The organism is Sphingobacterium psychroaquaticum (assembly GCF_900177625.1).
Taxonomy (GTDB): domain Bacteria; phylum Bacteroidota; class Bacteroidia; order Sphingobacteriales; family Sphingobacteriaceae; genus Sphingobacterium; species Sphingobacterium psychroaquaticum.
Window position 1 is genome coordinate 233,880 of record NZ_FXAU01000004.1, and the last position, 20,974, is coordinate 254,853.

General features: G+C 40.7%; 20 protein-coding genes and 1 tRNA gene. 11 read left to right on the forward strand and 10 right to left on the reverse strand.

The window, feature by feature from the left end:
* Window positions 1-37: 37 nt before the first annotated feature.
* From tsaE to B9Y69_RS12110, 5 genes are all read left to right on the forward strand, one after another.
* Entirely contained in the window at window positions 38-448 is a 411-nt protein-coding gene (gene tsaE / locus B9Y69_RS12090; RefSeq protein WP_085473225.1) for a tRNA (adenosine(37)-N6)-threonylcarbamoyltransferase complex ATPase subunit type 1 TsaE, read from the forward strand.
* Window positions 449-508: 60 nt separating this feature from the next.
* Window positions 509-1,057, forward strand: a complete 549-nt coding sequence (locus B9Y69_RS12095; RefSeq protein ID WP_085473226.1) for an RNA polymerase sigma factor — start codon at window positions 509-511, stop codon at window positions 1,055-1,057.
* Window positions 1,054-1,857 carry a hypothetical protein gene (locus B9Y69_RS12100; protein ID WP_085473227.1) on the forward strand — a complete coding sequence of 268 codons (804 nt, stop codon included), beginning with the start codon at window positions 1,054-1,056 and terminating at the stop codon, window positions 1,855-1,857. The genes B9Y69_RS12095 and B9Y69_RS12100 overlap by 4 nt, the downstream gene beginning before the upstream one ends.
* 33 nt (window positions 1,858-1,890) lie before the next feature.
* On the forward strand, window positions 1,891-2,721 hold the full coding sequence (locus tag B9Y69_RS12105; RefSeq protein ID WP_144036563.1) for an outer membrane beta-barrel protein: 831 nt from the start codon (window positions 1,891-1,893) through the stop codon (window positions 2,719-2,721).
* A gap of 92 nt (window positions 2,722-2,813) precedes the next feature.
* Window positions 2,814-3,863 carry an ABC transporter ATP-binding protein gene (locus tag B9Y69_RS12110; RefSeq protein WP_085473228.1) on the forward strand — a complete coding sequence of 350 codons (1,050 nt, stop codon included), beginning with the start codon at window positions 2,814-2,816 and terminating at the stop codon, window positions 3,861-3,863.
* Here B9Y69_RS12110 and B9Y69_RS12115 read toward each other — a convergent pair whose 3' ends face one another.
* From B9Y69_RS12115 to B9Y69_RS12125, 3 genes are read right to left on the reverse strand one after another with little or no spacing between them, the layout of a single operon-like run.
* Window positions 3,864-4,379 (reverse strand): TlpA family protein disulfide reductase, encoded by a 516-nt coding sequence (locus B9Y69_RS12115; protein WP_085473229.1) that lies wholly within the window; start codon window positions 4,377-4,379, stop codon window positions 3,864-3,866.
* Between the two features lie 16 nt (window positions 4,380-4,395).
* Window positions 4,396-5,211 (reverse strand): alpha/beta hydrolase, encoded by an 816-nt coding sequence (locus B9Y69_RS12120; protein ID WP_234991221.1) that lies wholly within the window; start codon window positions 5,209-5,211, stop codon window positions 4,396-4,398.
* A gap of 40 nt (window positions 5,212-5,251) precedes the next feature.
* Window positions 5,252-6,463 (reverse strand): alanine dehydrogenase, encoded by a 1,212-nt coding sequence (locus B9Y69_RS12125; RefSeq protein ID WP_085473231.1) that lies wholly within the window; start codon window positions 6,461-6,463, stop codon window positions 5,252-5,254.
* Window positions 6,464-6,590: 127 nt separating this feature from the next.
* Here B9Y69_RS12125 and B9Y69_RS12130 point away from each other — a divergent pair, with 127 nt between their 5' ends.
* From B9Y69_RS12130 to ytxJ, 5 genes are all read left to right on the forward strand, one after another.
* A complete protein-coding gene (locus B9Y69_RS12130) occupies window positions 6,591-8,513 on the forward strand; it encodes a polysaccharide biosynthesis protein (RefSeq protein ID WP_085473232.1) in 1,923 nt (640 codons plus the stop codon).
* Window positions 8,514-8,600: 87 nt separating this feature from the next.
* Window positions 8,601-9,266, forward strand: coding sequence for a tetratricopeptide repeat protein (locus B9Y69_RS12135; protein WP_085473233.1), 666 nt, complete (start codon window positions 8,601-8,603; stop codon window positions 9,264-9,266).
* A gap of 83 nt (window positions 9,267-9,349) precedes the next feature.
* Complete coding sequence (gene ribH, locus B9Y69_RS12140; protein ID WP_085473234.1) at window positions 9,350-9,838, forward strand: 6,7-dimethyl-8-ribityllumazine synthase; 489 nt, start codon at window positions 9,350-9,352, stop codon at window positions 9,836-9,838.
* A gap of 161 nt (window positions 9,839-9,999) precedes the next feature.
* A complete protein-coding gene (locus B9Y69_RS12145) occupies window positions 10,000-10,719 on the forward strand; it encodes a hypothetical protein (protein ID WP_085473235.1) in 720 nt (239 codons plus the stop codon).
* A 1-nt stretch (window position 10,720) separates the two neighbouring features.
* Window positions 10,721-11,050 (forward strand): bacillithiol system redox-active protein YtxJ, encoded by a 330-nt coding sequence (ytxJ, locus tag B9Y69_RS12150; protein WP_085473236.1) that lies wholly within the window; start codon window positions 10,721-10,723, stop codon window positions 11,048-11,050.
* On the opposite strand, the gene B9Y69_RS12155 is transcribed toward ytxJ, so the two are convergent.
* Window positions 11,040-13,526: a beta-N-acetylhexosaminidase gene (locus tag B9Y69_RS12155; RefSeq protein ID WP_085473237.1), complete on the reverse strand. Its 2,487-nt coding sequence runs from the start codon at window positions 13,524-13,526 to the stop codon at window positions 11,040-11,042. The two genes, ytxJ and B9Y69_RS12155, sit on opposite strands and share 11 nt — an antisense overlap.
* A gap of 184 nt (window positions 13,527-13,710) precedes the next feature.
* Between B9Y69_RS12155 and B9Y69_RS12160 the strand changes: the two genes are divergently transcribed.
* Window positions 13,711-13,782: transfer RNA gene (locus B9Y69_RS12160), tRNA-Glu, on the forward strand.
* A 64-nt stretch (window positions 13,783-13,846) separates the two neighbouring features.
* Here the strand turns inward: B9Y69_RS12160 and B9Y69_RS12165 are convergent.
* The 6 genes from B9Y69_RS12165 to B9Y69_RS12195 all read right to left on the reverse strand — a co-directional run bounded on the left by B9Y69_RS12165 (window position 13,847) and on the right by B9Y69_RS12195 (window position 20,973).
* The gene (locus tag B9Y69_RS12165; RefSeq protein ID WP_085473238.1) at window positions 13,847-14,551 is read right to left on the reverse strand and encodes a hypothetical protein; all 705 of its coding nucleotides are present in this window, start codon (window positions 14,549-14,551) and stop codon (window positions 13,847-13,849) included.
* 213 nt (window positions 14,552-14,764) lie between these two features.
* Complete coding sequence (locus B9Y69_RS12170) at window positions 14,765-16,108, reverse strand: TlpA family protein disulfide reductase (RefSeq protein WP_234991223.1); 1,344 nt, start codon at window positions 16,106-16,108, stop codon at window positions 14,765-14,767.
* A gap of 12 nt (window positions 16,109-16,120) precedes the next feature.
* Complete coding sequence (locus B9Y69_RS12175; RefSeq protein ID WP_085473239.1) at window positions 16,121-17,347, reverse strand: thioredoxin family protein; 1,227 nt, start codon at window positions 17,345-17,347, stop codon at window positions 16,121-16,123.
* A gap of 35 nt (window positions 17,348-17,382) precedes the next feature.
* Window positions 17,383-18,885 (reverse strand): retropepsin-like aspartic protease, encoded by a 1,503-nt coding sequence (locus B9Y69_RS12180; RefSeq protein WP_085473240.1) that lies wholly within the window; start codon window positions 18,883-18,885, stop codon window positions 17,383-17,385.
* A 22-nt stretch (window positions 18,886-18,907) separates the two neighbouring features.
* Window positions 18,908-20,020, reverse strand: coding sequence for a TlpA family protein disulfide reductase (locus B9Y69_RS12185; RefSeq protein ID WP_144036564.1), 1,113 nt, complete (start codon window positions 20,018-20,020; stop codon window positions 18,908-18,910).
* A gap of 395 nt (window positions 20,021-20,415) precedes the next feature.
* Window positions 20,416-20,973 (reverse strand): hypothetical protein, encoded by a 558-nt coding sequence (locus tag B9Y69_RS12195; RefSeq protein ID WP_085473243.1) that lies wholly within the window; start codon window positions 20,971-20,973, stop codon window positions 20,416-20,418.
* Between the last annotated feature and the right edge of the window lies 1 nt (window position 20,974).

Genomic DNA, 20,974 nt, shown 5'->3' on the forward strand with positions numbered 1-20,974 from the left:
GCAGTTATAGTAAGAAAACTTTCCTGTATATTTGGGCATGGAGATTATCGTACATGACCTAACCGAGCTTGACGCGGCTGCAGCACAACTTATACAACACTTTAAAGACGATCGTGTTTTTCTTTTTTACGGAAACATGGGGGCTGGCAAGACTACTTTTGTTAATGCAATATGCAAGGCACTTGGTGTCATCGACAGCACCTCCAGCCCGACTTTTTCTATTGTCAATGAATACCAGTCTCCGGTAGGTGCCTTATATCACTTCGACTTTTACAGACTCAAGACAGAAGAAGAAGCGCTTGACCTCGGATATGAAGAATACTTTTATTCGACGCAATACTGTTTCGTCGAATGGCCAGAAAAAATACCCAACCTCCTCCCTACAGATGCTCGAAAGGTACATATTGAAGTCCTTTCACCCACCTCACGAAAAATAATTGTAAAATAATTTCACCTCCGTGCAACCTTTCTGCAACGAGTGCCGTCTTGCTAGTATAAGACCTATAAATTGGAAAATGTTAACTTAGATATAATATGGAATGGATGCCTCGTGGGGGATCGCAAGGCGCAGTTTGAATTGTATCAACAGTTTTCTGCCAAGATGTTTGGAGTGTGTCTCCGCTATGCACAAAGTAGCGATGAGGCGGAGGATATTCTACAAACAGGTTTTATTAAAGTATTTTCAAAATGCAAGCTGTACGACAGCAAAGGCTCTTTGGAAGGATGGATTCGTCGCATCATGGTCAACACTGCCATCGAGGCGCACCGCAGAAATAAGGTTGCTTTCTTAGAAAGCCTCAACGAACAACACCACTTTATTGAAACCAATAGTGGCTCTAGCGATGAAAACATCCACTACCAAGATCTCCTTCGCCTAGTGACAACGCTGCCGATAGGTTATCGTACCGTATTTAACATGTATGCTATCGAAGGCTATTCGCATAAGGAAATCGCAGCGATGCTTGATATTAGTGAAGGCAATTCAAAATCACAACTTTCAAGAGCGCGCCAATGGTTAAAAGATAAATTAGTGCAAATCGAAAACTTAACGTCATGAACGATAAAGATCTAGATAAGCTTTTTCGAGAACGGCTAACTGGTGTTGAACCTCAACCGTCATCTCGTGTCTGGGAAAATATTGAAGCAGAGCTTGATGCAACGAGTGGCTCATCCAAGGTTCGGAAATTAACGTGGTTAAAGTACGCAGCAGCAGCTGTTGCCGTGGTAGGGATTGGTGTTGCCTTATACGTACAACCCGTCGAGATGGACAGCAAGGTCGCAAAGATAGAAGCACAAAAAGAAAGATCCGATGTAAATATACCGACCACCTCTCAGACGACCCAACAAGCAAAGCTTGATGACACAAATGAGCAACAGAAGGTAGAAACGTTAAATCGGGTTCCACAACCAAGCTCTAAGCAACAGACCGTTGAACGCTTCGCGCAGGTGGATATGAGAAAAGAAAAACAACAAACCGTCGTTTCGAGTTCAGAAAGTGCACATCAATCATCGGTTGATGTTGAAACAAAAAAAGAACAAGTTTCTCTCGCAAAAATAGCATTGGCAGCTGTTGATATTCAACCGCAAAAAGCAACATCTACTCAAGCATATGTAACCTACCAAACGGTAGAGGTAGCTCCCATACGACCGCTCATTGATATTGTTGAAAATGAAGAAACTATGCTTGCTTCAGGAAAGCAGAAAAAAGAAGGCCTCGTTTCTGGACTTTTAAATAAGATATCGGGCGCCCTGAGTAGTGATGAAGAAGGACCAATACGCTTCAGTAATGACGAAGAAGGCTCATTTCGACTTGACATAAACAATGGCTACGCAAAAAACAGATTAAAAAGGAGATAAATATTTCAATTAGAAACCGTAATTATCAGAACTATGAAAATATCGCATAAACATATCGCACTACCTTTAATGGCGTTAACGATGCTATACACCGGCCGTGCAATAGCACAAGAGGAAAATAAAACAACAACAGTTATCACAACGACGACCAAGACGGACTCTGTAAAAAGCGAAGAAAAACAGGTGAAAATCAACGTTTCTGTAGGAAAACAAGATTACGATGACCGAGGTAAAGAGATTAAATATCCTCGCATTTTCGGCGGATTAACATTTACACGAATTGACTGGGGCTTCTCCAGACTCATAGACAATGGTAGCTTTACCCTTTCTGATGAGAATAAATTTCTAGAGTATGGTAAAGCCTCCAACTTTGGTTTCGATGTCGCTCAGTTTGGAGTACGAACAGGCGATGCGACCAAAGTTTATATCTCTACTGGTTTTGAGTGGAATTACATCCGTCTGAAAAAGAATGTTGTTTTAGATCCCGACGCGACACCATTGGCATACACGGAATCTGATATAGCCTATAAAAAGAATATCCTCACAAGCACGTACCTGAGAGTACCATTAACTTTCGAGTGGCGTAGCCGAAAAAACCATAAAGGAGATCGTGCGAAGATTGCGGTAGGTGCAATGACGGGTGTTCTTCTGAAAGGTTCACAGCGACTAAAAAGCAGTGAAATGGGCAAGCAGGGCTTTAGAGATAACTACAATTTAGCGAGCTTTCAGTATGGTGCATTTGCTCGTGTAGGATTTGGCTCCATGGCTTTGTTCACAAAATACTACTTTAATGATATGTTCGAGAACAGCCCAGATCAAAAGAACCTGAACAACCTAACTTTTGGCTTAACGCTAGGCTTTTAACCAACACCGCGAAGACCATATCACCTTCCTTCGCCGATAAAAATATTAATGCTTATTTTTGTGCCGGACACTATAGTCCGGCACTTTAGTTTATGGCGAATCAACCTTCTTCTTGTCAATATATCCCTTCTGATGTACAACGTAATGACGTATCTCTTATACATGGAGAATCTCTATCTCATGTCTTCGAGGCAAAAAACAACATTGTCGCTGTAGACAAGGTAAATTTCGCCATTGAGGAGGGAAAGATTACGGCTATAATTGGAGAGTCCGGTAGCGGGAAGAGTACACTGCTAAAGCTTATCTATGGACTGCTAGAGCCTTCAATGGGTGAGGTCCGCTATAAAGGTTGGTTGGTTCCTACACGAAAGGATAAGTTAATCCCCGGACACGATGCAATGAAATTGGTTTCTCAGGGATTCGACGACCTTAATCTTTATGCAAAAGTATGGGATAATATAGCCTCTCAACTCCCCAATACAAACTTGGAGCGCAAACGATCTAAAACAGAGGAAACGCTAGAGAAATTAAAGATTTCACATCTATCGCAACAACGTATTGCCGATCTAAGTGGCGGAGAGAAACAACGTGTTGCTATTGCGCGCGCGTTAATCAACGAACCAGAGGTGCTCTTAATGGATGAACCTTTTAATCAAGTTGATGCAGCATTTCGCGATGCGTTGCAGCAAGATATTCGACTTATTGTCGAAGAAACCGGGCTCACGATTATCTTGGTGTCTCACGACCCAAGTGAAGTACTAGCTATGGCCGATAGTCTTATCGTCATGAAGGAAGCAAAGATTTTAGAACAAGGAAGTCCCGACGTCTTATATTACACGCCACAAAACAGCTACACGGCACAGTTACTGGCAAAAAGTAATATTCTGACCCCGCGTGAAGCGGCCACCCTCGGGATAGATTCTATGACTAAAATTGCAATACATCAAGAAGATATTGACTATCGTATAGACGCCGAAGCAACATTTTGGATAAAAGATATTCGATTTAGAGGTTTTTACAAGGAGCTGATTCTCACAGATGGAGCACTACATTTACATGTCATAAATTACCCCATTGAAAAAATAGAAAAAGGCACCAAGGTCGCAATAACAATCAAAAGACATACCGCCATCCAGAACTAACTATTTATTCAAGCTCTTTTCAATCAGTTGAATTAAACCAGAAAACTCAGCCTCCGTGTAACCAATAGATTGATAGATAATCTTACCTGTTTTATCGACCAAAACATTTCGTGGTATCTGTGATTCAGCAAAAAGACTAAAGACTTCTCTTTTCATATCGGGATAGAAAGGAAATGTGTAGTTATTTTTAGATGCGAATGGATCTAGTTTATCCCATCCCTCCTCACGGGCTAAGACCATAACAGCAAAATCATCACGGCCACCCCATTTCTCCCATACCTCCTTTTGCATACGCGGTAACTCTTGTCGACATGGCGGACACCAAGTCGCAAAGAAATTAATCAATACGACCTTCCCTTTTAGATCACTAATATTGACCTTCTTTCCTTCTTTATTTGTAACGTGGAATGCCGGAACTTGTTCGTTTACCTTTACTTTCCATGCTTGCGCTGAAGCGCCCTGAAAAAACAGGGTTATGAGCAATGTAAAAACACCGCTGCGGAATATATTTTTCATACTTTTTTGATTTTAACTACTCACTATCTACTTTCTCCAGCCACTCGAACATCGCGTCAGCCCATTTTCTAGAATCTGTCGCATTGTTCAGACCAAATCCATGCCCCCCCGTATCATAAATAAAAATATCATTTTTCACCCCACTCCGGCGAAGACCTTCCTGATAAAGCATCGCGTTTTCAAAAACAACGGCTTTGTCGTCTTTCGCATGAACCAAGAAGGTGGGCGGTGTACCCTTATTCACCTGCTTGTCCAGCGAAAAGTATGTGATATCCGCGGCAGCAGGTTGTGCTCCTAACAAATTGTTTTTTGATCCCTTATGTGTATAGGCGTCTTCCATCGAAATAACAGGATAGACTAATACAGAAAAATCCGGCCGTAAGGGTATCTGTTTAATATTCTCGATTTTAACATCATCAAAATGCGTCGATAATGAGGCCGCCAGGTGTCCCCCTGCTGAAAATCCCAGTACACCTACTTCCTCTAGCTCATAATGAGTTCGAATAAATTGCATCGCCCGCTGTGCATCCTGTAACGGACCATATTTTCGATCGACCATAGTTGCATCTTTTGGTAATCGGTAGTAGAGAACAAAAGCGTTATATCCGTGCGCATTAAAAGCTTTTGCGACATCGTGTCCTTCATGTTGCAAAGCTACACGCGCATAGCCGCCACCAGGAATGATAAGCACGGCTTTCTTTGAAAAGATACCATCATATTTATACAGAACTGGCGTATCTTCTTCAGACAGACTCGATATGTCCTGTTTACTGTTTGGAATTTCAGTAGGGTAAAGCACAACCTTCTCTTGCGCTAGCAAATAATAACTCATAGTAACGAAACACAAAAAAGAAAATAATCTTTTCATAAAATTATTGATTGGCAACGATAATCAGGTTTAAGTCTTTAGATGGTAGATTAAACTTATCAGCAACGTCTTTATTTGTCAACATTCCTTGATAGAGATATATAGCACTTCGAATACATTGATCGGACCAGATCTTATTATTCATTCCTCCAACCTCCCCAATTTGAAGCAACAGGGGCGTAAAAATATTTGTCAAGGCATAGGTTGCCGTACGCGCCACACGAGATGCGATATTTGGAACGCAGTAGTGAATCACATCATATTTTCTAAAAACCGGTCGATCATGCGAAGTTACTTCTGAAGTTTCAAAACAGCCTCCCTGATCTATACTAACATCAATCAACACCGAATTAGGCTTCATATGCGACACGGTTTCTTCTGAAATAATACACGGAGACCGTCCATTTGTCGCACGCAATGCTCCAATAACAACATCACAAGACTTCACCGCTTTATTCAAAACCAACGGCTGAATAACAGATGTAAAAACACGACTACCGACATTATTCTGTAACCGCCTTAACCGGTAAACCGAACTATCAAACACCTTAACCTGTGCGCCTAAAGCAATTGCTGTCCGCGCAGCATACTCGCCCACTGTCCCAGCCCCAATGATCACCATTTCGGTTGGAGGGACGCCAGTGACCCCACCCAACATTAACCCTTTTCCTTCAAAAATATTACTCAAATACTCCGCTGCGATAAGAACCGAGGTCGCCCCAACAATCTCACTCATCGCACGTACTACAGTCAAATGTCCGCCTTCGTCTTTTAGATATTCGTATGAAAGTGCTGTAATTTGCTTTTTCATCAAAGCCTGAAGTATCGGCAGTTCCATTAAAGATGGTTGATGCGAGGACATCAACACTTGTTTCGGACGCAACAACCCAACCTCTTCCAAAGTAGGGCTCGCTATTTTAATGACAATATCACTTTGGAACACTTCTGTCTTGTCGTAAGAAATACGAGCGCCCTGCTCACTATAATGCCGGTCCAAGAAATTAGACGACTCGCCTGCTCCTGCCTCAATCACGACTTCATGACCATGCTCCACCAAAAGCGCAACAGAAAGTGGCGTTAACGGGATCCTCTTTTCTTGGAGAGACAGCTCCTTTGGTACGCCAATTTTAAGTGAGTATTTACCCTTCCTTATCGCGGCTAAAGACTCTTGTGGCTGAAAAACCCCTTTCTGTGCAATCTTGGTAATATCATTCATGTTACTTACCCTGTTCTATTTTCGGATTATACATCAGTGAATTTAGACATAATTCTCCATATTTACATCGGTGCGTAATTAAATACATTTTTTTTGTATAAATTTACATAAGTGTAATATCGTATAGATGCAGAAATTTCCCATTTTTAACCAAATTGGCATTGTCCCGCGTTGGACAATCTTTTTTTGTGACTTAACCATCGCCGCTATAGCTTTCGTCTTTGCTTATGCGGTCTTCTATTCGTTTAACCTAAACGCCTACAGCAGAGTGAATTTTGCCGTAGAGATGATTCACTGTTTAACGATAACATCCATTTCCTTTTTTGTATTTCGACTCTATTCAGGAATTGTACGTTATACGAGCGCTGTCGACTCTATCCGTATACTATCGACACTCTTATTCAATATCATCATCCTATTTGCAATCAAGCTTATCTTCATTGCATTGCGCATCCCTTCGGTCTTACCCACAAACCTGATCATTATTTATAGTCTGTTTGCATTTACCGGATTAACGACCTACCGAACACTCATCAAGATCTTTTTCCAATACTCTAAAACACGTGGAGCAGACAAAAAAAATATTGCAGTTTTTGGGGCAGGCGATTTAGGGATAGCCGTGAAACGTACATTTGACCACGACTCCAAATCTAACAAAGTAATTGTGGCCTACTTGGATGATAGCGACAGTAAAATTGGAAAATCTATTGATGGCGTAAAGATCTATGACAGCGCAAGCTTGAACGACCTGATTGATAAACTTGCTATTGATGAGCTTATTTTTGCCACACACAACCTGAGCCTAGAACGCAAAGAGCAAATTGTTGAAACCTGTCTCGACAAGAACGTAAACGCGCTGACCTTACCACCGGTAAACGAAATCATCAATGGAAATATAACCGTCAGCCAAATTAAAAAAGTTAAAATTGAAGACCTCTTAGAGCGTGCTCCAATTAAACTCTCGCACGAGAATATCTTGGACCAACTTGAAGGGAAACGCATTCTGGTCACGGGAGCAGCAGGTTCTATTGGAAGTGAGATTGCCAAACAGCTGGGAAAATTTAAGCCCCAATTGATTATTCTTTGTGACCAAGCAGAATCGCCTCTGCACAACTTACATCTCGACCTCCAAGATCGTTTTAAACATCAAGCCTACCATTCCTTTATTGCTGATGTTAAAAACGAAGAACGAATGCGTACACTATTTGAGACATTCAAACCCCAGTACGTCTACCATGCGGCGGCCTACAAACATGTCCCTGTGATGGAAAACCATCCGGTAGAAGGTGTTCAAACGAATATTAGAGGGACGTTTACCTTAGCTAATTTGGCCGTTGAATATGGGGTCTCCAAGTTTGTTTTTGTGTCTACGGATAAAGCCGTAAACCCTACAAATGTAATGGGCGCGACGAAACGGATTGCGGAAATATATGTCCAATCATTGAACAATCGAATCTTTGAGCAAAACAACGAATTTAAAACCCGTTTTATCACGACTCGATTTGGGAATGTATTGGGTTCTAATGGGTCCGTCATCCCGCGTTTTAGAGAGCAAATAGAAAAAGGCGGCCCTTTAACGGTAACCCACCCAGAGATTACCCGTTACTTTATGACGATTCCAGAATCCTGTCAGCTCGTAATAGAAGCTGGATGTATGGGCAATGGCGGCGAGATTTTTGTGTTTGACATGGGTAAGTCGGTAAAAATTGTTGATCTTGCGGAGAAAATGATAAAACTGTCCGGCTTTACACCATACCAGGATATAGATATTAAATTCACCGGACTACGTCCCGGTGAGAAACTATACGAAGAGCTTCTCAATGACTTAGAGAATACTTTACCGACACATCATCAAAAAATCATGATTGCGAAGGTGAGAGATAATAATTTCGATGAAGTATGCGCCTTAATCGACCGCTTATTCGAAATTGCAAAATCGAATAATAGTTTAGATATTGTTCGACAAATGAAATGTATTGTCCCCGAATTTAAAAGTCAAAATTCCATCTACGAGCAGCTTGATGTAGAACGGACACCTACAACTAACTGATATAAAGCAGAGAATTTTCATTTAAAGTTGCAATAAATTTTTAAAAGTGTAATTTTGCGTTCCATATTAATAATACGATAATAACAAATGTCAAACATTAATGTAAATCCAATCGAACCTAAAAAAACTGGTTCATTTTTTCAGGACAACCAAAAAAGTATAACCTTCATCGTTGGCGGTATCGTGGTCTTGATATTGCTTTATTTAGGTTATCAGAAACTATATCTAGAGCCACGCGCAGAGAAAGCAGCCAATCAGCTGTATAAAGCGGAAGAATATGTTATGATCGACTCTCTACAAGCTAAAGCAATCAGTGGAGACGGTTCTTTCTTAGGTTTCAAAGAAATTGCAGACGAATACTCGAATACGAAGTCAGCAAATATTGCAAATGCATACTTAGGAGGACTATATTTACGTCAAGGTAACTACCAAGAAGCGATTAAGTATCTTCAAAAATACAGTAACACAGGAAGTGAAATCTTAGACCCACTTGTCATCGGCCTTATCGGTGATGCTTACTCAGAATCCAAAGACTACAAAGCTGCTGCCGATCAATACAAGCGCGCTGCAGAAAAGGCTAAGAACTCTTACACTACACCTTTGTTCCTTAAAAAATTAGGTTTAGTTTACGAAGCATTGGAGGATTTCAAAAATGCGGAACAAACATACCAATCTATTAAAACAGATTATCCAGAGAGCCCAGAAGCAAATCTAGTGGATGGACTAATTGCTCGAGCGAAAGCAAAGCAATAATATAAAATTCAATTACTTTTAGTGAAGGAGATGCCAAAAACATCTCCTTCTTTTATGAACAATGTTTTATTTATCTTTGCGCCATGTCAAGTAGCTTAAAAAATTTATCCGATTTTTCACATATTAAAGTCGGCAATGCAGAGGGATTGAAATTTGCAATCGTTGTATCACAATGGAACGCTCAGGTAACTGGCGCCCTCCTAAATGGTGCTATTGCAGGTCTTGTGAACCATGGTGCACAGGAAAGTGATATTGATATCATCGAAGTACCCGGCAGTTACGAGCTTATCGCGGGTGCAGATATTGCTTTTCGCAACTCAGGCTTTGATGCCGTAATCTGCTTAGGGTGTATTATTCAAGGCGAAACTCGTCACTTTGACTTTATCTGTGATGCCGTAGGTCACGGTGTGGCAAACGTAGGAATCAAATACAATAAACCAGCTATCTTTGGCGTTTTGACTACAGATAACTTGGAGCAAGCCCTCGACAGAGCGGGTGGTAAACATGGAAATAAAGGGGAGGAAGCTGCTATTACGGCAATTCAAATGGCGCTGATTAGTAAACGGTACTAATGGTACTATTTTTGTAAAACAAAGCTTATGAAACGTTTTCTACTCCTATCTATTGGCCTTCTTTTTTTAGGAGCCACTCTTTTTTCCGCTTGTGCTCCGCAGGAGAAGTGTGCTGCTTACAGCACCTATCCGAAGAAAAAAAGTAGAACGAAGTAAACAGAATGAGAAAAATTCTCCCCATTATAGTCTTCCTTTTAGCTTTTGGCAGCTTATCCGTCGTAGCACAAAGTGGGAGCATAGCAAGTTTATGGAAAGGTGTTGGCGGTAAAAGTAAATGGAATGCAACAGATTTCATCTTATTTACCGCCAATGGCAACGATTCCCATTATCTACAGAATGGCAGACGGTTTCTGATTAATAAAAAAACAGGAGAGTGCCGTTTTGAAGGACGAACAATGAACAATCAAAACATAGTCGTCCTTTTCAACTATAAAACAGAGAAATTACTGCGTTATTTCGTCAACGGTAAGGAGGAAAAGAAACACGATGTTGATATCCTTGCATCCTTTAAACAGGTAAACGAGCAATTTCTTCGGGACGCTTCGCTATTATTTCTCCCCACGTTAATGGATAGACCGGATACACGAGTTGGAAAGGTAAGCTCCAAGATAATTAATGCAGAGAAGTTGCATGCCGTTTCCTTCCAGCTAAAAGATAATTTTATTGCTGGCGATATGTTATTTAATGCCGATGATGGTTTTATTCGGCAGCTCATAGACAAAGAAGGAAATGCCTTTTATGTTAATGGCTATAAGGATATTGGTGGCGGTCTATTCCTCCCAACAATATTCAAAAACCTACAACACGCCGATCGAAATACAACATTCACCACCGTTGCTGCATTTACCGATATGGAAGCGGCAAAATTTGAAAATTTATAAAATGAACTGGGAATCTCTTCAATCGCTTGATCAATTACAGAATCTGGCGTCAAGCAATCGTCCTTTTGTCGTCTTTAAACATAGTACACGTTGCTCTGTAAGCAGCATGGCCAAAAAAAGTTTGGAGTTTGATTTCGACCAGCTTCCAGCGGGCGCTGTAATCTATTTTTTAGACCTTATTGCTTTACGGGATATATCTAATTTTATTGCCGAACACTGGGCTGTAAAACACGAATCTCCCCAGCTGTTAGTGCTTCAGGGAGATTCATGCTTGTACCATGCTTCGCATCAAGATATTGAACTGAGCGAGGTCTTGTCTTTTATTTCGTAAAAACGGTCGGCAGACTCGTTCTGCCATCTTCACCTACAGTGACAAAGGTTGCAACTTGTCCTTTCTTTAACGCTATAGGAGCATTATATTTTGCACTTGCTGCTGTCGGCATCCGCCCATCTGTCGTATAGTATATAGCAAAACCGGGGTATTCTGCCTTCGCATGAAGTTTTCCTTCTATTTCTTTAAGACCAACAGCCGGCAAACGAAACTTAACAGTAGCGGCAATTTTTTTCAATTCATTATTCCCTACTTTGTTGATAAATTGACTGTAGTCTTTATCGAATGCCGTTAAGGAGAAAGCATTATCGTCTTCGTAATCTTTACGAGGAGACCAAGCGCGTTCTGCCAGAGCGAAAAGACGAGGGAAGAGCATATAATCAGTCCGTTCTACGGTTTGAATTGTCTCCGCCCATAAGCCTCCTTTTATCCCCACTAAATTCTTCCGTCCCTCTTCTGTCAGGCGAACGCTGTTATTAAAATGGCCTTTAGGGAACTTAGCTCCATTTATACTATATTCAATCGTGGAAAAGAAATGTTCGGGCAAGAAAGTATAAGACTGATACAGATCTGCGTAACTCGCCCATTTCAAACCTGGCTCGTCAAAATTTGTACTCCATGCCATGTCAAAATAGTTATTGTTCGCACTGATATAAACCGTTTCATAACCAGCATTAGCCAAGCGATAAGCAAGATCCTCTTGTCCACCACCAACAAGGTTGTTCCAAACGTCGAGCTGGATATTGCCATTTTTTAACGTTGGATTTACATCCATTCCTTTTCCCTGGTTCACCATGCCCATCTCTTCCCATCCAGCCATCTGTAGACCTCGTGCATGACAAAGTTCATTGATCTTTTGGATATAGTATGGCCACACCTCATAAACCGTCTTAAAATTCTCCTTGCGCATCAATTCCATTATTTTAGGTGATTTTTCCCAAACGCCGTTTGGCACCTCATCGCCACCCAAAGAGACCTTTTCAAGAGTAAGCCCAGCATCCCTATACATCTGCTTAAAATCATCCAACACAACGCCTAAAAACGCATAAACAGACGGAAGCGCCGGGTTCATGATATTATCATTGAAATACTGCGCCGAACTGTAGACCGATTTATCATCAAAATCATGTAACAGGTACTTTTCAGCCTCGGCTTTATTTCCTTCTTTCATATACCTGTGATATCGTGCTTCCATTGCCTTAATTGAAGCGCGGGCATGTCCAGGCGTTTCAATCTCGGGCACGACGGTAATATGACGTTGCTTCGCGTATCGTAAAATCTCGATAAAATCCTGTCGCGTCAGATAGTGCCCTTTCGTGGGCCCTGCTCCCGAGCCATAGGCAGGCTGTATCGTAGAACCGTTATGAAACATTGCCGAACGATTTGCCCCCACCTCAGTAAGCTCCGGAAAGGATGGTATCGCTATACGCCAACCTTCATCGTCGATAAAATGAAAATGAAAGGTATTAAGCTTGTAATATGACATTAAATCCAAATACTTTAGCATACTTTCTTTACCTCGAAAGTTACGAGCAATATCCAACATGAGCCCGCGATATCCATACCGCGGTTCGTCTTGGATGGAGACGAATGGTAATTGAATGGACGTAGCCTTAAAGTCGGATACCGTCAATAAGGAGCGAACAGTCTGTAACGCGTAGAAAATACCGGTTCCGGTAGAGGCCTCCATCCGTATGCCCTGACCATCGATTTCTAATCCGTATGCTTCTTTTCCATAACCGGCTTTCTTCACAATCTTCAGGAGAGCATCCTCCCCTCCTTCGGTAAAGCTAATTCCAGAAAACTGGAGAGCAAACTCGTTGAGGTTCGCGATTTCGGTGTAAAAAGCTTCATCAACACGATATGAAACAGCTCCTTGTAGAGTAAGTTGTCCTTTTTTCTGTTGTATACTTTTAGGTGTCGGCAATATTAATTTACTATCACTAGCCTGGTCACGTGCCTGGATCTTGTCGTATAGCTTCTCCCAAAATAGATTTTGATCTGCTGCGGTTCCTTTAATTTTAGCCGCCTGTAGCGGTATATTATAATGTTTGGAGTGATCTACACGATCTTGGTAATAAAAACCATTCGGAACCGTTGATACATTCACAATTGGATACTTTGAAGCATAGATCATAACAATGGAGTCCTTAGCTTTCAACTGTGTCCCATCTGCAAAACGAATGCAAAAGAGATTCCCATTCTTATCGCTTAATTCAAACTTGCTATCTTTCTTTTCAACAAGTGGAAAAATAGTATTGAACCAGATATCTCCCCTGTCAAGTTGCACCGTCTTATTTTTCGTATTTTTAAGTACTAAAACCAGATCGAGATTATCCTTACCATTATAATTTTCAGAGGCACGCCACGATATTTCGAATTGATCTTTCTGAACCTGCGCATGTATAGGTTCTAATATAGAAATAGCCATAATAGAGGAAAGGAATAATTTAATACCAAGAAATGATTTGCACATGATGGTTATAATTTGATTGTTCTAAAATAATAAAATTTTTCAATTATTCGAGATCGCGAGTAAACGCATAGTAAGGCTGTTAATCTAACTTTAACTCCATTAAATCAACTTTTATAAACTTTTTTCAAAAAAGTTTTGCAAAATGAATTAACCTTTCTATATTTGCACACCGAAACAGGAAAACGGCCCGTTCGTCTAGGGGTTAGGACGCAAGATTTTCATTCTTGAAACAGGGGTTCGATTCCCCTACGGGCTACAAAAAGCGACTTCAAAAGAAGTCGCTTTTTTTTTGTTAAAGGTTATTGTTTGAGAGTATGGTGTTAAAATAATTGGGTACCATACTCACTTGCATTGTCATTGTCCTGCTTCTTAATATCATTATACATTTTGACATAATTAATAAACACCGTACTAGTAAGCTTCTTCTCATTTTCAAGTTGCATTAACAGTTCTGGAGCATCAGGCATAAAATCCTTCAAACTGGCTATAATGCGATCTTTAGACATTCCGCCCATCAAAAATCCTCCTTGACTTTTAAGTACAAGCACTTCATTTTGCGATTTTTTAAATATATAATACTGGGGAGGGCTCGTAACGCCTCCTATTGGGGCACCTCCTGGCACTACACTTGCCCTGCCTGGGGTCGTGGTTCCTCCTTCACCATAAACAATAATATCTCCATCCGCACATACTTCCAAAAAGGACAATATGCCCTCAGATCGTGCACGATCATAAATGCGATACTTCTTCGGTTCCGATCCAGGTATTTTAACTTTTCCATCTAAGACATGCGTAGGTGCAAATAGAGTTTGACTTTTTGCATCAAAAGCACGAAATACCTCTCTAACTCCAAAACTTTTCTTTTTCCCATCAACCTTAAATTTTACAACTCTAGCATTACTTGAGACAAACTCACCATATATCGTATCACTCTTTGGTGTAATAATATAGCTTACGTCTGTCTGGGTAAAGGCCCTACTAAAGAATAGAATAAAGAAGACCACTAAAAGGTTTATTTTTTTCATAGTTGAAATGTTTTTGAAATGGCCGAATATACATGTAATAACTTACAAAACAAGGCTCATTACCGATCAACCATATGTTCCAAGTAGCTATACTAAATCTGGATCAGACTATTTCAGGTATACATCGTTAGATGTTCAGGATTAATACTCAGTGAGATTCTGTGTATTAATATGAACCCCACTTCACCTTAATAGTTATGTGGGGTTCAAACACTATTTCTTCAACCACTCCTCAATTAACGTCTTGAGTTTGGGATCTGACGGTCGTGGGCTATCGGCGGAAATTAGATTTCCATTCTTATCTATCAAAATGTATCGCGGAATACTATTTACTGCATAAGCAGTAGACAAGGGGTTTCCGACGCCTGCGTGGAGTTGAATTCCTTTTAAGTGTTTAGTCTTTACATACTCCTCCCACTTTGGTTTATCCTGATCTGTAGAAATTCCAACAAACGCTACCGCTTGGTTCTTGAATTCCTCGTTCAATTTTTCCCAATGTGGTTCTTCCGCACGACATGGACCACACCATGTTGCCCATACATCCAATAGAACAACTTTTCCTTTCAGATCATTTAACCCGACAACTTTTCCTTTGACATCCGGAAATTTAAACTGAAATGCAGGCACGCCTGTTTTTGTTTCCACCAACTTAGTTTCCACCGCTAGAGCACGCTGCTGTTGTTCTGGCAACAGAAAGTATTTCTTATATTGGTCGTTCATTTCTTGGAAATCATTGTATGAACGAGCCCCCTCGAGACGTTGTAAAATATATTGTCCTTTCAACACATCCGAAGGAATTGCAGCGATCTGCTCATCGAGCTCCGGCATTTTCCCAGAAGGCATCTTACGGAACACTAAAGACGACAAAAATCGATCGCCATAAGGTAGATTCAACAAATTCTCTGTCAGATACTGGTCTGCATTAAATGACGTATAATATTCACTCATTTCCTCCTTACTCGGATGTGCTGTACGTGGCATATAAAGATATGAAATTGCATAGTACGCAAAATCCGTTGATACGATTGTTGGGAAAAGTTTATCAAAAGTTGCATTTCCAGTCTTTACGGAATTTCCTATTCCTGCAATCTGCCCCTTCATTGCCTCTACCTCAGGAAAAAAATCCACATAGGTACTCATACCGCCAGGAGTTGTGCCTTTTACCTTGAAACTTTTCGATTTTTGGTCCCAAGCGTACAGCGCTTCATTCTCTTTACTATTCTTTCCCACCAACACGTAACCATCCTTATTCAGTGTAAGATTTAAGTCTTCATTTCCGCGAAAATAGAAACGATTAAACCCTTGCTGGCTTAAAGGGCTTCCTGTGCCTATCGAATAAAACCCTTCATACTCCGGCACAAACCTAAAACCAAAGCGTCCCTTCTCATCGGGTGTAGACGTTGCTATCTCCACCAAACGACCATTCAACACTTTATACAGTCCTACTTTCTTTGCAGCCGTACCTTCCACCACTCCGGTAATATTACTCGGCGCTTGCGCATAAGTTAAAAACGTTGTTGCAACAGCAACAAGAACAAACATTATTTTTTTAATCATCTTAAACTTCATTTAATCCATGGTAAAACCAATCGGCTTTTTAACATCCTTTGCCTGAAAACCTGTTAATTTTTTATTTGTAATCGCCGTCCTCAACGCATCGACATCCTCCTTCTTTATGGCGAGAAACTGATAAGGCAATTTCTCATCAACAAGCGCTTCTGACACACTTTTTGCCTCCTGGAAATCGCCCAAGTAAGCACAAATAAGGCTCAACTTATAAGCATCAGTAATATCTGATTTACCCGTCTTAAAGGCGGTTGCATACTCTTCTTTCAATTTTTTCAAGAATGTGGGATTATCTTTCTGGTCAATAATAATCTCGCCCAAAGCATTACTACGATGTGCCCAGCTTGGAAAAATTTCGTACTGACTCGCTAAGGAAAGATATACCTCTGCATTTTTACTTCCTTTGTAATAAGAACGCACTAAATTGGGTAGAAACACCGACCATAGACGTTCATTATATACCGGACGGATATGCTTTAAGGTCTGATGGAAACTATCCAATTGTTGCGCCTTTCCGAAAGCTTCAATACGTTGTTCGGCAGCACGATTGACCGGATTCATCAAGAGGCTACTGCCGTATTTTTCCAAAAATTGAGGCAAGTTGTCATAGATACGGTTGGTAATCTCCGGACTATTAACCATAGTACTCGAAACAAAAGATACTTCATCCAGAAGATCCTTTCCCTGTAGAAAAGAAGTTAAAGAGGCTCCATCTCCCTTTTCACCACTACGCATAAAACGATAGTTGTAAGCGTCCGGATACTTTTTATCCATATCCGTATCAAAAGCTAAGAATGTACCTGCACTTTTAAGTTTTCTTGCTTTTTCGAGCAAAGGCACAAAACGACGTACTCCAAAAAAGCCTGCTTCAATCAAAATTGCTTTTCCGGAAGCATCCAGAATCACGTAGGTCGGGAAACCGCTTGCCGCATATTTACGTGCTAATTTCTTCCCATCCTCTTCCTTAAAGACATCCGTTTTATACAATAGGAAATTAGGCTCCAGCACCTTCACAACCTCGGGATCCGGAAAAACTTTATCATCCATCTCTTTACAAGGCATACACCCCTCAAAATAAAGGTCGACCAAGATCATTTTATTCTCTTTGGCCGCCTGCTTTTTGCAGTCTTCAAAAGTACCTTTAAAAACATGCCCTTGCTGTGCAAGAATTTCGTTGTTTAGCCCTATCAAAAAGCAGACAAACAACAGTTTTAATATCTTATTTTTCATTGGTTTATAATTAGTCCGTCTCCTAAGAGGAACCTCTACAGAGAAATTACGGTATTGTTTAAAAGTTTAATCTGAATCTTATTTCCGGCTTTTGAATCCGCACAAAACTGATCAATCACCGCTGGTTTCTTCTGCATACTCTGCGAACTGTGCTCTGCAATACTATGTATTACATCACCCACTTTTAGTGTCCCTTCCTGTGATGGCATACCGGTAGTACCTAAGACAACGAGTTGTCCCTTATTATCCCAGCCCATATGGAAACCGCCCAATACAAAATCTTGTGGGAAAGGGTATAACTTATTCGGTTGAAAAAACACTTCGTTTTCGGCTACATTAATGGTCATATTATAACGACTCAACAACCTTATACCGATGGAACCATCCGCGCCAGGGTTCCAGCTTTCATTATTACTACTTCCACCCATCAAAGTCACCAGTAAGCCTTTCATCGGCACAAGAGGAGAAACTGCAAACTGATAACTTTTCCCCATAAAGGTAGGTGAAGAAATACCCATACTTATTGTGGCCGCTTGCACTTCGGGTTTAAAACCCGACACTAATAGCTTATTGCTACGTACAAATGGCCGAAAGCAGATGAGGTCATACGATGCCCCCGTATCAAACACAAAATTACCGCTATAGCTCTTACTCTCTACAATATCCAACTGTCCAGGAAGAAGCATTACTCCTGACGGCATAGTTACCGCAACGGTATGACCTTCGCCCGAATAAGAATGTTCGCCAAAGCTATACAGGGACATCACATTATTGTCGTAGTCAATATGAGTGATATACTTGCGAAGAAGTGTGTTACCAATAATGCCTTCCGCATGGTCTCTACCCATCTCTGGGAAGATCGCTATTCCCATACCGGTTAAAGTTAGCGTATCCAAGTACACGGTATTTCCATCCGAAACTTGGATCTGTTTATTTCCTCCCACCACGGACGCATTATTTTCACGCGTAACCTTTAAACCGATTTCATCTGCTAGATGTTGACTCACCGCCATCCCATCGGCCCCTGTATCAAACAATAGACGAATCGGTCGTTGAAGCGTATTAATCTTCAGCGTCAGAATAATTGACCCATTATAATTTTCAAAGGGGATCTTCGCTAATAATCGGGATTCCGATTCACGCCGAAGACCATACAACCAATCAAACAACGTGATATACATCAGCTTACCGTCAGAATCAAGTAATGCCTGACTTTTATCGATCTTACCATCCTTTTGCGTAAACTGTACATCATACAACATCCCCTTTTTTACCTTTCTATTCGCCAGTACCTTAACCGATACAGCGGAATAGTTTGTTAGAATTTGTTTCAACCGATATTGCGCACCTTCCCCAGTATTACCTGCAACAGCAAAAGATCCTGAAAGGTAGGGCAATAAAACCTGCTCTTGCTTCTGCTGAAAAGCTTCCTCCAAGGCCTCAAACACCGGTTTATTTTCTTGGGCTACTGTATGCACAGTTGTGACCAGAAATAAATACAAGAACGTCATCAAATGACGCTTTAAATGATATACCATTTTTAAGTACTAAAAGAATAACCTACAAACCATAAACACCTCGTAACGCAGCATCAATAGCATCATCCGCTCCGGAAGAAGTAACGCGAAGCAAGATATTCCCTTGGGCATCTAACAATATCTTGGTCGGAAATCCGCTAATGCCGTAAGCTTTAACAATGTCAAGTTTTTCCTTCCCAGCGTTGTTGAGAATATTGACCCAATGAATTCCCAACTCATCAATAGCTTTCTTCCAACTGGCGCTCGACTCTTCTAATGTCTTTCCACGTTCCTGTGCGATCCCAACAACCTCAAAGCCCTTATCTTTATACTGGGCATACAACGTTTTAAGATGTGGCATACTCGCGCGACAAGGACCACACCAGCTCCCCCAGAAATCCAATAAAACGACTCGGCCTTTTAAATCTGACAGCGCAAAATCTTTTTTATCAATTGTCAATCCTTGAAACTCAATAGCGGGTGTACCTTTTGCAGTGATCAACTCCTTACTTATCTTGCTTTTTATGTCTTGAGCAGCTTTTGTATGATGATATCTCGGGCTTAATGCAGCAAAAGCCTTCGCGTAGTCGTCTGATGTATACCGCGTTTGAAGGCGATACAGCAAAAACAAACTCGCGTAAGCATCCGGATGTGCTGCAATAAAGGCTTTGTCCAATGCAGACTCCTTAAGTAATAAAGCAGACACCTTACTCATTATCTCTTTCCCTTCAGGCGATTCTGAGTTTACCTGCTGCGTTAATATTGGTGCAAATAGTGCCTTTACCTCACGAGAAAAACCGGCCTTTGATTGACGCAGATCATCATACATATTATTTTCCTGATCTCCCGACACCCTACCTAAGTCGAGCTCTTCAATCCGCGCGTTAATTACCAAATCGTCCCTACCAATGAAGAAATCCAACGGACGTTGCATCACATCGGGAGGTGTCTCCCCAATAGCCCGCAACTGTGCTTCTGCAACCGACTCCTGCTTGGGAACCCGAACTGAAAAATGTCCCTCAATCAACGTTCCTGTAAATGTTTGTCGCCTTCCATCTATATTTGAAACCAGCAACGCGACCTTCGATGCCTGATTTGGATGTTCAAACCATATAGTTCCACTGACCGTAACACTATCTCCTTGTATAAACGGCAAAACCAAACGTGCAAATTTTCAAAACCAAACGTGAAAAAAAATGTATATTGCAGTATGATACGCTTCATCAACTTAACATCACAAATATATCTCGATAAGAGACCATGCTTTTCATTCTTTTGTACGATTACTGACACTTTTTTAATCTTGGATGGTAATCAGTATTGGGAATCCCTTGAAGATTTTGAAGACTCGTATCTAGCAGAGAAGGATAAGCCCGAATGGAACGTTGAAACCCATCCATTAAGTAGATTCACAAACTTAATTCCAAAGGGCTTTTTTAGGTATAATAAAGCCATTATAGAATAACATTAAAATCCCTTTAAAGAGTGTTTAAAGGGATTTTTTTTTGCATATGTGGTTTCATTTTAGCGCAAATGTTTTTTGCAATTTTACTATTTTGATGGTTTAATAGATTTGCCTCGTATGTACTTATGATATTCCTTTCTCGCCTCATAAGCAGCCTTATCTGCTTCCGAATATTCTTTTTTCTTCTTTTTAACAGTTTTTTCTGTTTTTGGCACATCAATTATTTGATGTTTATTACTTGTAACAGTACTTGGTTGTAAAAGAAGGATACAAGCAATTAACACTACTATAAAAGATCTAAGTTCCTTATGACTTGTCAATCCTGTTGGAAAAAATGAACTTGATGACAAGTTTAGAGAATCAATCTCCCTCTTAAACTCTTCAAAAGTAAAATCGTGCTCTTGAGCCTTTTTAGAAACTTCTAAAACCCGGTTTAGTTCAGAGTGGCTTAGTTCCTTGAGTCGCTTTACAAGAGTCGCTTTACCATTTTGATCGAAGGAGTAAACACCATCTTTTACTTTGTTCACTTTAAAACATCTTGGGCATTGAACAGTGATACCGGAAAAAGTTCCTTCTGAGTCTGTGGCCGCTATAGGTGATTTTATTTTTGCTCGACAGAGCAAATTACTACAAATTATTTCCATG

What these genes read in the sequence shown, in the direction of transcription:
- tsaE (WP_085473225.1), top strand. Translation starts at nt 38, where the DNA reads ATGGAGATTATCGTACATGACCTAACCGAGCTTGACGCGGCTGCAGCA.
- B9Y69_RS12165 (WP_085473238.1), bottom strand. Translation starts at nt 14,551, where the DNA reads ATGAAAAAAATAAACCTTTTAGTGGTCTTCTTTATTCTATTCTTTAGT.
- B9Y69_RS12195 (WP_085473243.1), bottom strand. Translation starts at nt 20,973, where the DNA reads ATGGAAATAATTTGTAGTAATTTGCTCTGTCGAGCAAAAATAAAATCA.
- B9Y69_RS12135 (WP_085473233.1), top strand. Translation starts at nt 8,601, where the DNA reads ATGTCAAACATTAATGTAAATCCAATCGAACCTAAAAAAACTGGTTCA.
- B9Y69_RS12115 (WP_085473229.1), bottom strand. Translation starts at nt 4,379, where the DNA reads ATGAAAAATATATTCCGCAGCGGTGTTTTTACATTGCTCATAACCCTG.
- B9Y69_RS12105 (WP_144036563.1), top strand. Translation starts at nt 1,891, where the DNA reads ATGAAAATATCGCATAAACATATCGCACTACCTTTAATGGCGTTAACG.
- B9Y69_RS12170 (WP_234991223.1), bottom strand. Translation starts at nt 16,108, where the DNA reads ATGATTAAAAAAATAATGTTTGTTCTTGTTGCTGTTGCAACAACGTTT.
- B9Y69_RS12110 (WP_085473228.1), top strand. Translation starts at nt 2,814, where the DNA reads ATGGCGAATCAACCTTCTTCTTGTCAATATATCCCTTCTGATGTACAA.
- B9Y69_RS12155 (WP_085473237.1), bottom strand. Translation starts at nt 13,526, where the DNA reads ATGTGCAAATCATTTCTTGGTATTAAATTATTCCTTTCCTCTATTATG.
- B9Y69_RS12175 (WP_085473239.1), bottom strand. Translation starts at nt 17,347, where the DNA reads ATGAAAAATAAGATATTAAAACTGTTGTTTGTCTGCTTTTTGATAGGG.
- B9Y69_RS12130 (WP_085473232.1), top strand. Translation starts at nt 6,591, where the DNA reads ATGCAGAAATTTCCCATTTTTAACCAAATTGGCATTGTCCCGCGTTGG.
- ytxJ (WP_085473236.1), top strand. Translation starts at nt 10,721, where the DNA reads ATGAACTGGGAATCTCTTCAATCGCTTGATCAATTACAGAATCTGGCG.
- B9Y69_RS12120 (WP_234991221.1), bottom strand. Translation starts at nt 5,211, where the DNA reads ATGAGTTATTATTTGCTAGCGCAAGAGAAGGTTGTGCTTTACCCTACT.
- ribH (WP_085473234.1), top strand. Translation starts at nt 9,350, where the DNA reads ATGTCAAGTAGCTTAAAAAATTTATCCGATTTTTCACATATTAAAGTC.
- B9Y69_RS12100 (WP_085473227.1), top strand. Translation starts at nt 1,054, where the DNA reads ATGAACGATAAAGATCTAGATAAGCTTTTTCGAGAACGGCTAACTGGT.
- B9Y69_RS12125 (WP_085473231.1), bottom strand. Translation starts at nt 6,463, where the DNA reads ATGAATGATATTACCAAGATTGCACAGAAAGGGGTTTTTCAGCCACAA.
- B9Y69_RS12180 (WP_085473240.1), bottom strand. Translation starts at nt 18,885, where the DNA reads ATGGTATATCATTTAAAGCGTCATTTGATGACGTTCTTGTATTTATTT.
- B9Y69_RS12145 (WP_085473235.1), top strand. Translation starts at nt 10,000, where the DNA reads ATGAGAAAAATTCTCCCCATTATAGTCTTCCTTTTAGCTTTTGGCAGC.